Raw genomic sequence first — 11,647 nt, 5'->3', positions numbered from 1 at the left:
GACCGTCCGGTAGCTGATGGGAGACGCAACCTAGCTGTTCAGACGCGTTTCGATGCCCGGATGTTCCCGATCGATCCGGGCGGTCGCACCATCGTCGGACGGTGCCTCACCGGATGGGTCGGCCCGATGCCGGGGGACGGTGTCCGCGTGACCGGAGCCGGGTGCCCGCGACCCCACCACCGCACCCTCGGCGGAGACCGCCGCGTGTCGACCGGTGGTCGGCTCGGAATCCGTGGCCTGCGAGCCGGCGGGCAGATCGGCGTCGAAGATCGGGTCGATGCCGAATTCGAGGCGGCCCTGACGCCTGGCGGTCAGGTAGCGGCCGACGAGGACGGCGAAGATCACGATGATCAGCAGCGACCATCCGAAGCTGACCCGCATGTACTCGGCCGCGCGACCGGCGGTGAAGTAGCGCGCCGAGAGCCAACTGTCGTACGACATGAATCCGTAGACGGCCAGCCAGGCCGGCCAATTGCGCATCACCGAGTTGCGCAGTACCACCGACATCAGCAGCGGGAACAGCGTCATCGAGTAGTACATCTGCCCCAGCGAGGACAGCAGGTACGCCGCGAGCAGCAGCAGACCGGAGGTGGTGACCACGAAGAAGACGCGGTCCTCGCGGTAGTACCGCCACAGCAGCCACAGGGAGACCGCGACCATCGCCGCGAACAGTCCGCGCATGCCCAGGATCAGCCATTCCGGCAACCCGTAGTACAGGCCGTTACCGACGATCGCGCTGTTGAAGTAGTCGCGGGGCGCCGTCAGATAGGGCATGGTGCGGGTGATGAAGGCGCCGGCGTCGACCGACCACGGGATCGCCAGCAGCGTCAGCACGGCGGGCACGAAGATGGCCGTGCCGATGGTGCGCCACTGCTTGTAGACGAACGGGATCAGCAGCAACGGTGCGAGCACCGGTTTGACCGCGAGCGTCAGTCCGATCGCTATGCCCGCCAACCACTGGCGATTCTGCAGAACGAACCAGAGGAAGAGCACCTCGCCGAGCAGGACGGCACCGTTGATGTTGGTGAAGACCAGCGTATTGGTGACCGTCTCGCTGGCGAACGCCCCGAACAGCAGAATCGGCGCCGCCACCGACCTGATGCCATACCCGAACATCCGCAGGATGATGTACAGCGCGATCAGGATCGCGATCGTATTGACCCCGACGAACAGCCAGCGGGAACGTTCCGGATCGAGCACCGCGAACGGGGCGATCAGCAGGGTCCCGCTCGGTGGATAGAGATAGTGCGGGTCGACCGAACCGTAATCGGCCGTGTACACCGGCTGCCGATTCCAGAACGCGACAGCGGCGTCGTAGACCGGGCGGAAGTCGTCGGTGATGTAGCGGTTGACCGCCTTGATCAGAATGCGGTGCAGGACGGTCATGATGGCCAGCGGCCACATCACATAACGAATGGCATCCGCCGCGGTCCGAGCCGTCTTGGGTTCGAGCGCGCGCATCACCACCCGCAAAAGGTACCCGACCGGCCCGGCCGTTCCGCACACCGTGTCCGGTTCCCGCGATCCGGTACGCGAACCCGCGCTCGGCGCGGCTTGCGGTACCGGATCGTCGCGGTCAGGAGTCCGGGCCGAGGATCTCGTCGATGCGTTCGCGCTTGGCGCGCAGCTGACCGGTGAAGCCGGGCCGGATGTCGGCCTTCAGAACGAGACTGACCCGCGGGGTCACCTCGGCGACCGCTTCGACGGCCCGTTTCACCACGTCCATCGTCTCGTCCCAGTCGCCCTCGATCGTGGTGAACATCGAGGTGGTCTCGTGCGGCAGTCCGGAATCGCGCACCACCTTGATCGCCCGGGCCACGGCCTCGGCGACGCCGCCGTCGGCTTCTGCGGTGGTCGGAGCGATGCTGAATGCAACCAACATGGCTCCAGCCTGGCACAGCGTGCGGCGGGAATCGACGCGGCGCGAGGCGCGTGGATCAGGGCGGGCAGACGGTGCCGTCGGCGGGCAGTCGGCCGCTGTCGATGTAGGTGGTCACCGCGCCGGCGATGCAACCCGACCCGCTGAGCGGGGGATGGCCGAGCCCGTGCCAGGTGAGCGTCGAGGTAGCCGCCCCGGCGTTGGCGAGCGAGCCGGTCACGTCGGCGGTGCCGGTATTGCCGGTCACCGGGTCGGAAATGCCGTTGGTCACCAGGACCGGCACCGACAGCTCGGCCGGCAGTGTCGGCGGTTCGTCGGCCGGCCAAGCCGTGCAGGCGAGCATCCCGAGGGCGGCGGTCGGCCCGAAGACCGGGTACTGATCCGACCACTGGGCGGCCAGCTCGCGCACCCGGTCGGGGGCCACCGAGTCGTTGCCGTCGCTGCATCGCGACGCCAATTGACCGTCCGATCCGGTCGCGGCCAGGTTCCGATCGGACAGGACCAGCACGTCGTCGACGTTGCCGTCGCGGGCCGCGGACAGCGCGTCCGCCAGGATGCGGGTGCGCGCCCCCGAGTCGGCGCCGGCGACGTCGGACAGACCCCACTGCAGGGCGCCGATCACCCCGGCGCGGGAGAGCGGCGGCAGCCCACCACCGGCCGCCCGGGCGACCAGGTCGTCGATCGCCGCGGCGGGGTCGTCGCCGAGGGAGCAGGCGATCGCGCGGCACCGCGCGACGAAGCTGTCGAGGGCGGCCTGCTGGCCGATCACCCGAAACTCGGTGGTCTGTACCGGGTCGGGGCCGGTGGACACCGGGGCATCGAGGATCAGTCGGCCGACGTGGTCGGGATGGGCGGCGGCGTAGGCCAGCGCGGTCAGCGCGCCGTTGCCGGCGCCGATCAGGCCGATGGTCGACACACCCCAGAAGTCCCGCAGGACCTCGATATCGGCGGCGGCGTCCGAGGCGCGGAAGACCATCCGGCCGGGCGGGCGGAAGTCCTCGGCCGACTGCATCACCGCGTCGCGGCAGTCGACGGTGATGTCGCGCGCGGCGGCGGCGACCGCATCGACCGGGTCGCCGCCGGCGAACTGGCCGAGGGTGATCATCGTCTGCTGGTCGAGCGGGTTGGCGCACAGCAACGGGAACGACAGCCCGGTACCGCGGCGGTCGATCGCCACCACCGGGTGTTCGGCAAGCAGGGGATTGTTCGGCTGGGTGGCCAACTCGGCGACCGCCGCGCTCGACGGCCGATCCGCGCCCGAGGTGTAGATCACCGGCGCCGCATCCGCCGGGGTGGCCGCCGACGTCGCCCGCACGACGCCGACCGATACCTCGGTGGGCAGCGCCGGATCGGTCGGATCCATCGGCGCCTGGTAGGAGGAACATTCCAGGGTGACCCCGGCCGGCGGGGCCGGCAGCGACCACTGGGTGATCAGCATCGAGGTGCAGTCGACGTAGCTGAGGTCGACGATCGGCACCTCCGGGGCGGGCGGCGGCTCGACCGTCGGGGAGGTGTCCGCGCCCGGACTGCCGACGGACCGCTCCTGGAAGGCGAATCCCGGCCGGTCGGAGGGGCCGAGGCTGCACCCGGCAAGCGTCGCCGTGACCACCGCGGTCAGGGCGAGAACTCGGGTGACCGGCCGCGCACGCATGGCGTCCAGCCTGCCGGCCGCCGCCGACACCCGAGCACCGACCCGCCGGGACGTTCGCCACACCCGCCCGATGATCAGCGGCGATCGCGGATCAGGGGCGATCGCGATCGATCACCCAGCGGGTGGCGATCGTCCCGTCGTCGTCGGTCAGCAGCACCGCCCGGTGGGCCCGCCGCACGGCGCCATGCGGCGAGGCTGTCGCCCGGCCCGCTCGCCCGGCGGTCAGGATCGGTGCGGTGGTCAGGCAGAACTCGTCGACCAGGTCCGCCTCGATCATCGACCCGATCAGGGAGGGGCCGCCCTCACAGAGCACCCGCAGCAGGTGCAGCTCGGCGAGCGCGGCGACGATCTCCGCCGGCTCCACCGTCTGTCCGGGCAACCGGATCACCCGGGCGCCGGCAGCGGTCAGCGCGTCGACCCGCCCCTCGTCGGCGGACTCGCCGGTCAGCACGATCGGCGCGGCGTCGCCCGCCCCGAAGAGGCGATGATCGGCCGGGATGCGGGCGGACCCGGTGACCACGGCGATCGGGGGAACCGGCGCCAGCCCAGCCTCGACGCGCCGGTCACGGACGGTAGGATCGAAGGCGACCGGCCCGTAGTTCTCGGCCAGCGCGGTGCCGCTGCCGACCAGTACGACATCGCAGAGGCTGCGCAGCAGGTGGTAGATCCGCTGGTCGGCCGGGGTGGCCAGGCCCCCGGACAGGCCATCGACCGCCACCGCCCCGTCGATGCTGGTGATGAAGTTGGCGCGCACCCACGGTCCGGACAGGTCGGCCGGGTAGGCGTACAGGTCGGCGAGTTCCTCGGGGCCGAGGCTGCCGATGGCGATCGGCGGGCTCGCCGCACCAACCGTCCCCGGCGAGTCCCGATCGGTCGGATCTGTTGTGAAGTGGGTCGCTTTCTCGTGACGGGTCACAGGCCGATTGCACCACGTCGTTACTCTTGTCCACCATGGCTCAGCACTTGGTCGATCGGAATCCGACCGTTCCCGTCGATCAATTGATTTCCACGTTGGTGCCACCGCCGACCTTCTCGTCGGTCGGTTTCGATACCTATATTCCGGACCCCAACGAGCCGAGTCAGAAGGCCGCGGTCAAGGCGGCCGAGGAGTTCGCCGCCAAGGTGCGCAAGATCCGGGCCGGCGGCAAGCGCGGCTTCTTCGGTCGCAAGGCGCAGCAGGTGTCCGGTGCGGGTCTGTACCTCGACGGCGGCTTCGGTGTCGGCAAGACTCACCTGTTGGCGTCGATTTATCACGCGGTCGACGAGCCCAAGGCGTTCAGCACGTTCGTCGAGCTCACCCACGTGGTCGGGGCCCTCGGCTTCACGCGGGCGCTCGAACAGCTGTCGAACCACTCGCTGTTGGCGATCGACGAATTCGAGCTCGACGATCCCGGCGACACGATGCTGGTCTCGCGACTGCTCACCGAACTGTCCGCGCGCGGCGTCTCGATCGCGGCGACGTCGAATACCCTGCCGGGCCAGCTGGGCGAGGGCCGCTTCGCCGCCCAGGACTTCATGCGCGAGATCAAGAAGCTCGGCGCGATCTTCGAAGCGGTGCGTGTCGACGGTCCCGACTACCGCCACCGTGATCTGCCGCCCGCGCCCGATCCCTTGCCGCAGGACGCCCTGGAAGCCGCCGCGGAGAAGGACCCCCACGCGACGATCGACAGCTTCGATGCGTTGCTGAAGTTCTTCGGCACCCTGCACCCCTCCAAGTACGGCGCCCTGATCGACGGGGTGTCGACGGTCCTGCTCACCGGGGTGCACCCGGTCGAGGACCAGGCGGTGGCCCTGCGGGTCGTCGTCTTCGCCGACCGGTTGTACGACGCCGGCATCCCGGTGGTCGTCTCCGGCGCGAAGCTCGACCAGATCTTCTCCGACGAGATGATGCAGGGCGGCTACCGCAAGAAGTACCTGCGCGCGACGTCCCGCCTGCTGGCGCTGTCCCGCCAGGCATCGGTGGCCTGACCCGGTCCTTCCCGCCGGGGAATATCGTCCGACGTCCAGTGTTGATTGCGATATCAACTATGTGGAGGTAGCGATGAGCCGACGTACCTACGGAACCCCCGAGCAGCCGACCTTCGGCCTCGATACCTTCGGCGACATCGCGGAAGGCCCGGACGCCGGAGCGGAAGCCGCGGCGCGGGCCCTGCGCGAGGTGGTCGCCGAGGCGGAGCTGGCCGACCGGGTCGGTATCGATCACTTCAGCGTCGGTGAACACCACCGGTCCGAGTACGCGATCACCGCACCCGAGGTGGTGCTGGGCACGATCGCCGGGCGCACCGAGAACATCACGCTGGGCACCGCGGTCACCGTCCTGAGCTCCGACGATCCGGTCCGCGTCTACGAGCGCTTCGCCACCCTCGACGCCCTGTCGGAGGGGCGGGCCGAGATCACCGTCGGCCGCGGCTCGTTCACCGAGTCCTTCCCGCTCTTCGGCTTCGATCTCGCCGACTACGAAGTGCTCTTCGAGGAGCGTCTCGACCTGCTGGCGAACATCCTGCGCGGCGAGCCGGTGACCTGGGAGGGCACCACCCGCGCGGCGCTGACCGATCAGACGCTGTACCCGCCGACGGTCGACGGGCCGATCCCGACCTGGGTCGGCGTGGGCGGTTCGCCCGAGTCGGTGGTGCGGGCGGCGCATCACGGGCTTCCGCTGATGCTGGCGGTCATCGGGGGCTCCCCGGATCGCTTCGAGCCGTTCACCGACCTCTACCGGCGCGCCCTCGCCCAGTTCGACACGCCCGAACTGCCGATCGGCATGCACAGCCCCGGCCATATCGCCGTCGACGACGCCACCGCAGCGGACGAGCACTTCCGCCCGCACCGGGACGCCTTCGCCCGCATCGGCCGCGAGCGCGGCTGGTCGCCGATGAGCCGGTCGGAGTACGACGGCCAGCTGGGGGAGCGCGGCGCCCTCTTCGTCGGCGGTCCGGAGACCGTGGCCCGCAAGATCGCCCGCGCGATCCGCGTCCTCGGCCTCTCGCGCTTCGACCTGAAGTACGCCGTCGGCTCGCTGCCACACGACCAGCGCATGGAGTCGATCCGGCTCTACGGCGAAGAGGTCATCCCGCGCGTGCGCGAGCTGTTGGTGCCCAGCACCGTCGGATGACGCGGCCGGAGCGGGGTCAGGCCCCCGACCTCGAGGGGTCGGCCTCGCTCTGAATGCGCCCGCCGACGTAGTACCAGCGGCCGTCCTCGCGATGGAAGGTGCTGCGCTCCCGCTGGACGCCGGACCGTCGAATCGCCTTGTGCCAGAACTGCGCCCGAAACTCCACCGTGCCCTCGGAGGCGTAGGAGGAGGTGCCGTCGGCGGAGACGATCTCCAACCCGGTCCAGGTGATACTCGGATCGAGGTTGACCGTGCCCGGCCGGGTATCGGGGTGCCAGCTCGCGAGCAGATAGTCGGCGTCGCGCACCGCGAAGGCGGTATAGCGACTGCGCATCAGCTGCTCGGGCGTCTCCGGCAGGGCCGTGCCGCCGCGGCTGGGCAGGAAACGTCCGCAGCACCGGTCGAGTTCGTCCTCCGACCCACAGGGGCAGGGTTCGCTCATGCGGTACCCGGCGACGGGTGCGCGACCGGCCGGAACATCACGAAGTCGTCCTCGACCACCGTGCCGAGCTGGAAGTGCTTGCTGCCCACCACCTCGAACCCGTTGCGGCGGTAGAAGGTCTGCGCGCGCAGATTCTGCTGGTTGACGCCCAGCCAGAGGCCGGACGACCCCGCGGCCACCTCGATGATCGCGGCCATCAGGCTCGCCGCGGTGCCGCGTCCGTGCCGGGCCGGGTGGACGTAGATCTTGCTCAGTTCGAGGACCGGGCGCGGGGTGATCACCGCGGCGACCTCGGGATCGTTCGGCTCCTCGGCGAGGACGACGGCGAAACCGTCGATGGCGAGTTCGCCGGTGGCCTGCGTCTCCGAGGGAGCGACCAGAACGGTCGCCGTGGGATCGGCGATCCATGCGCGAAAGTTGTCGGCCGCCAGGGAGGTGGTCAGGAACTGGCGGATGTCCTCGGCCAGGCTGGTCGGCGGGCAGGCGAGCGGGAAGGTGATCTGGGCTAGACGCTCGAGCGCCGGCGCGTCCTCGGGGACGGCCTGAACGATCGCTGTTCCGTGTGCTGCCTGCATACGGTCAACGGTACTGCGGGCTCGGCGGGGTCGGGTCAAGCCGCGCCGAACGTACCTTCGGGTATGTTTTAGGATGTGGGGTGATCGCGCAGGACACGGTGGATCTCGACGGCCAGGCGGGCCGGTTGATCCCACTGGATGAGGTGTCCGGCGCCCGGCACGATGCTCAGCGTCGCCCCGGGGATCGCGTCGGCCAGGCGGCGCGCCCGATCGGCCGGGATCCAGGTGTCGTCGGCGCCCCAGACGATATGGACCGGGGGAGCGACCTTCGGTAGCAGCGGCTCGATCTCGGCGGTGAACCGCTCGTCGGCCTGCGCGATCTGCCGGTAGAACGCCGCCTTCCCGGCCGGGGTCAGCCACGGGGCGCAGAGGCGGTCGAGATCGTCGGCGCGCAGAGGGCGGTGCGCCGCGCCGGAGATGTAGGTGCGCAGCAGCGCCTCGTGCATCGCGTCCGGCAGCCGCCCGAAGACCTCGGACTGTTCGCGGACCAGGGTGAAGAACGTCGATCCCCACGGCCGCAGCGCCACCACGTCGACCAGGGTCAGCGAGCGGTAGGCCCGGCTGTGCAGCAGGTGGGCGCGCAGGGCGACCGCGCCGCCGAAGTCGTGGGCCACCACGTGCGGCTCGACGCCGTGGTCACGTGACCAGTGCGTCAACAGGGCCGCGAACGCCTCGCCCTGGACCCCGAGGTCGACGTCGTGGTCCGGGTCCATCGACGACGCCCCGTATCCGGGCATATCCCACAGCAGCACGGTGTACTCGGAGGCGAGGGCCTGCGCGATGTCGAGCCACAGGTGCGAGGACCACGGCGTGCCATGGCAGAACACCACCGGCGGCCCGGAGCCGGCGCGCCACCAGGCGATCCGCCGACCGCGCCACTCGAACACGTCCCGTTCCATCCCACTCCCATCACGTGCGGGCGACTGTACGTGCACAGCACGCTGCACAGCGCATCGGCGAGGAGATTCCGCCGCGCCGCACCTGGTGTGCGCATCCGTGGTGGATACCGTGTCGGCGTGGACGTCGGCGTTTCCCTTCTGGCCGCGGCGGTGGTCATCGGGGCTCTGGTCGCGATGGTGACCACCCCGGTCGGTGTATCCGGTGCGGTCTTCCTGTTGCCGGTACAGGTCAGCGTCCTGGAGGTGCCGAGCCCCGCGGTGACGCCAACCAATCTGCTGTTCAACCTCGTGTCGATCCCCGGGGCACTCGTGCGCCAGGCCCGCGCCGGTGCCCTGCTGACGCCATTGACCCGATTGCTGCTGGCCGGAACGGTGCCGGGGGTGGTGGTGGGTTCGGTCCTGCGGGTCCTGGTGGTCCCCGATCCACGGACCTTCCGCATCGTTGCGGCCGGCCTGTTGCTGGTGCTGGGCATCGGGCTGCTTCGACGCGCGCGTGGTCGGCGCGTCCCGGTCGACGGGCGAGTGGGTCCGTCCCGTCGCGCGATCCTGCTCCTCGCCCTGGGCGCGGGCCTGGTGGGCGGGGTATACGGCATCGGCGGGGGATCGTTGGTCAGCCCGGTCCTCGTCGGGCGTGGAATGCGGACGTCGACGGTAGCGCCCGCCGCGTTGACCTGCACCTTCGTCGCCTCGGCGGTCGGTGCGACGGTCTTCGCGGTGCTGTCGGTGGTGGTGGGCGATTCGACGATTGCGCCGATCTGGAGCTTGGGGGTGGCGCTCGGCGTGGGTGGCCTGCTCGGCGGAATCCTCGGCGCACGCCTGGGTCCGATGCTTCCCGAGCGGGTGCTGGTCGGCTTGCTGGGTGGCTTGGCGATCGCCACGGCCGGTCTCTATGCGGTGGAGGTGATCCTCGGATGACGGCGGCAGCCATCGAGGTCGGGATGCAGAAAGGGCCCGCCGGGAATCCGGCGGGCCCTTCTGTTGGTGCGCGATACTGGGATTGAACCAGTGACCTCTTCCGTGTCAGGGAAGCGCTCTCCCACTGAGCTAATCGCGCAGGTCCGCAAACCGCTTTGGGCCTGCAAGAGAGGTGGAGACGGGAATCGAACCCGTGTGCACGGCTTTGCAGGCCGTTGCCTCACCACTCGGCCACTCCACCGTGGGCCCACCTCGATCTCGAGCGGATGACGGGATTCGAACCCGCGACCCTCACCTTGGCAAGGTGATGCGCTACCAACTGCGCTACATCCGCACTGTGCTCGGCCGGGAGCAGCGCCCCGTGCCTTGCGTTTGAGAACATTAGCCGACGTCTCACGCAAAACCCAAATTGGCTGGTCAGCGGGTCGCGGCGGGCGATGGGGCGTCGCACGGCGGGTACGGACTCGGCGGACGGTGGCCTTCCGGAACCGGGTGATCGGAGGCGGATGAACCGCCCGGTCGGACCCGGCGGCGGGGGACCGGACGCCCCTCGGCGCCGGCCGGCGCTTGGTGCGGCGACGACGATTTCGGCTCGCCTGCGTCCTCGTGTTACTGTTCCTGCCCGTCGGTGTTCATCGATTCGTTCGATGTGGCCCGCAGTTGGTCCCGTGGCTCAGTGGAAGAGCGTCCCGTTCACACCGGGGAGGTCGCTGGTTCGATCCCAGCCGGGACCACCAGGTAAGGAAGCTACTTGTCCAGCCCAGGCAACTAGCGGCAATGTCGAGGGTGTTGTAGCCCGTGGGCACCGCCTCGAAACTCCCAGCGCAGGTGCACTATTCGACACACCGCCCCGTAGCGGCGTCTCTGTCGGTGGGCCGTGGAAGTCTGACGTAGTGTCCGAACGGCCCGTCGACTTCGACCGCCTCCGCTACATGCGCTGCTGGACCTGTGCCCACGAGTGGGAGGTCGACGCCGCGTGGCTCGCACGCTTCGACACGGGCGATGAGCCGTGCCCGAAATGTGGCACCGACTGCACCAGCGAGCACCGGCCGGACTTCTGGGTGCGACCGCAGAACCCGGCTCGCTACGACGACACCGTGAGGGCGTGGTACTGGTATCACTCCTCTACCCACGCCGTCTGGCCCGACAGGGACTTCGACCCCGCAGCGCAGCTCACCGACGAGACCAAGCGGAGGATGGAACACGACGGGCTGACTCCCGGAGCGGTGGAACGCTGGGCGGCGCGGCAGAAGTCCAAAGCGCTCCACATCGGCACCTACGAGGCCGCCATCGAGAACATGCTCCGCAGGATGAACGACCAGCGCGACGCTGCGAGCCAGTTCTACCTCTACCGCGTTCAGCTCCGGTCCGACTGCGTCATCGAGCCGGGAATACATCCGGAGCTGCCCGGCCTCATGGGCGATGTGGAACTCAGTGCCGACGCCCAGAAGGCCAACGTGTTCCGGTACGTGAACGTCTGCGAGGACGTGTCCAGCGTGTCGCTCGCCATCGAGATCAGCGCGGTCTGGAAGGTCCAGAGCATCCCGATTCCCTTGCCGGTCGACGCTGACGACCCGGGTTTGCGCGAGGCCACCGCTCGCCTCCTCGCGGCGGCGGACAGACCTATCGAGCAGACACGCCCCGAGGACGATGACGACACCGGCCCTCTCGAACGGTTGCGCCGCCGCCACACGCCGCAGACACCGCTCGCGTCCGAGGCTGGTCGCCTCCGGCATGAGACCGCTGATCTGCTGCCGTTGCTGCAACGGCAGCAGCTGCGTGTCGAATTCGACGAGGCCGGGTTCGCCGGTGACCCGAGCGCTTATCCCGCGAAGCTCATCGGGCTGGTCCGGTTGGTCAGCGATCCGCAAGCCATCCTCGACGCGCTCAACCAGCAACCCGGCCATTTGGTTCCGCCTGCACCTGGTGAACAGAGTTTCCTGATGCAGGAACGGTGATGTTGTGGAGACGTCGTCGACCTGATCTGACCTGCCCGGAGTCTTGATCCTTCCGTCGTGAGAATTCTTGACCGGCATCGGGTAGGTACCGAGAATGTGCTCTGCGGAGTTACGTTAATGTGCCGCTGGTATCAGCAAGGCCGGGATAACAGCATCCGCCCAAAGGTGCGGTTCCTGGTCGTCACAACCCTGGCAATACGGCCGTCGAACTCGTGT

Annotated in this window: 11 protein-coding genes and 4 tRNA genes; 5 read left to right on the top strand and 10 right to left on the bottom strand. The window is 69.2% G+C overall.

What is annotated here, in order from left to right; genetic code table 11:
• Positions 1 to 30 precede the first annotated feature (30 nt).
• The 4 genes from MB1_RS04195 to MB1_RS04180 form a co-directional block, all read right to left on the bottom strand.
• Entirely contained in the window at positions 31 to 1,461 is a 1,431-nt protein-coding gene (locus MB1_RS04195; protein ID WP_084350898.1) for a glycosyltransferase family 87 protein, read from the bottom strand.
• A 115-nt stretch (positions 1,462 to 1,576) separates the two neighbouring features.
• Positions 1,577 to 1,882, bottom strand: a complete 306-nt coding sequence (locus tag MB1_RS04190) for a thiamine-binding protein (protein ID WP_066903910.1) — start codon at positions 1,880 to 1,882, stop codon at positions 1,577 to 1,579.
• A gap of 55 nt (positions 1,883 to 1,937) precedes the next feature.
• Positions 1,938 to 3,530 (bottom strand): alpha/beta fold hydrolase, encoded by a 1,593-nt coding sequence (locus MB1_RS04185; protein WP_157083892.1) that lies wholly within the window; start codon positions 3,528 to 3,530, stop codon positions 1,938 to 1,940.
• A gap of 91 nt (positions 3,531 to 3,621) precedes the next feature.
• Complete coding sequence (locus MB1_RS04180) at positions 3,622 to 4,446, bottom strand: pyrimidine reductase family protein (protein WP_245650017.1); 825 nt, start codon at positions 4,444 to 4,446, stop codon at positions 3,622 to 3,624.
• 35 nt (positions 4,447 to 4,481) lie between these two features.
• Between MB1_RS04180 and zapE the strand changes: the two genes are divergently transcribed.
• Positions 4,482 to 5,498 carry a cell division protein ZapE gene (gene zapE, locus MB1_RS04175; RefSeq protein WP_066903906.1) on the top strand — a complete coding sequence of 339 codons (1,017 nt, stop codon included), beginning with the start codon at positions 4,482 to 4,484 and terminating at the stop codon, positions 5,496 to 5,498.
• Positions 5,499 to 5,571: 73 nt separating this feature from the next.
• Positions 5,572 to 6,642, top strand: coding sequence for an LLM class flavin-dependent oxidoreductase (locus MB1_RS04170; protein WP_066904266.1), 1,071 nt, complete (start codon positions 5,572 to 5,574; stop codon positions 6,640 to 6,642).
• 16 nt (positions 6,643 to 6,658) lie between these two features.
• Here MB1_RS04170 and MB1_RS04165 read toward each other — a convergent pair whose 3' ends face one another.
• The 3 genes from MB1_RS04165 to MB1_RS04155 form a co-directional block, all read right to left on the bottom strand.
• Positions 6,659 to 7,084 carry a YchJ family protein gene (locus MB1_RS04165; protein WP_066903905.1) on the bottom strand — a complete coding sequence of 142 codons (426 nt, stop codon included), beginning with the start codon at positions 7,082 to 7,084 and terminating at the stop codon, positions 6,659 to 6,661.
• Positions 7,081 to 7,659 (bottom strand): GNAT family N-acetyltransferase, encoded by a 579-nt coding sequence (locus MB1_RS04160; RefSeq protein ID WP_066903903.1) that lies wholly within the window; start codon positions 7,657 to 7,659, stop codon positions 7,081 to 7,083. Before MB1_RS04160 ends, MB1_RS04165 begins: the two co-directional genes overlap by 4 nt.
• Positions 7,660 to 7,727: 68 nt before the next feature.
• The gene (locus tag MB1_RS04155; RefSeq protein ID WP_066903901.1) at positions 7,728 to 8,558 is read right to left on the bottom strand and encodes an alpha/beta fold hydrolase; all 831 of its coding nucleotides are present in this window, start codon (positions 8,556 to 8,558) and stop codon (positions 7,728 to 7,730) included.
• A gap of 117 nt (positions 8,559 to 8,675) precedes the next feature.
• Between MB1_RS04155 and MB1_RS04150 the strand changes: the two genes are divergently transcribed.
• Positions 8,676 to 9,473, top strand: coding sequence for a TSUP family transporter (locus MB1_RS04150; RefSeq protein ID WP_218000182.1), 798 nt, complete (start codon positions 8,676 to 8,678; stop codon positions 9,471 to 9,473).
• Positions 9,474 to 9,537: 64 nt separating this feature from the next.
• Here the strand turns inward: MB1_RS04150 and MB1_RS04145 are convergent.
• The 3 genes from MB1_RS04145 to MB1_RS04135 all read right to left on the bottom strand — a co-directional run bounded on the left by MB1_RS04145 (position 9,538) and on the right by MB1_RS04135 (position 9,807).
• Positions 9,538 to 9,612: transfer RNA gene (locus tag MB1_RS04145), tRNA-Val, on the bottom strand.
• A 31-nt stretch (positions 9,613 to 9,643) separates the two neighbouring features.
• Positions 9,644 to 9,714 (bottom strand) — tRNA-Cys (locus MB1_RS04140).
• Between the two features lie 20 nt (positions 9,715 to 9,734).
• Positions 9,735 to 9,807, bottom strand: a tRNA-Gly gene (locus tag MB1_RS04135).
• Positions 9,808 to 10,135: 328 nt separating this feature from the next.
• On the opposite strand from MB1_RS04135, the gene MB1_RS04130 reads away from it, so the two are divergent.
• Both MB1_RS04130 and MB1_RS04125 read left to right on the top strand, forming a co-directional pair.
• Positions 10,136 to 10,210, top strand: a tRNA-Val gene (locus MB1_RS04130).
• A 156-nt stretch (positions 10,211 to 10,366) separates the two neighbouring features.
• Positions 10,367 to 11,431, top strand: a complete 1,065-nt coding sequence (locus MB1_RS04125) for a hypothetical protein (RefSeq protein WP_066903899.1) — start codon at positions 10,367 to 10,369, stop codon at positions 11,429 to 11,431.
• The last annotated feature ends 216 nt before the right edge of the window (positions 11,432 to 11,647 follow it).

It is taken from the genome of Millisia brevis NBRC 105863 (assembly GCF_001552615.1).
Taxonomy (GTDB): domain Bacteria; phylum Actinomycetota; class Actinomycetes; order Mycobacteriales; family Mycobacteriaceae; genus Millisia; species Millisia brevis.
Note: the sequence above shows the minus strand (reverse complement) of the source record. Positions and strands in the feature narration are given on the sequence as shown.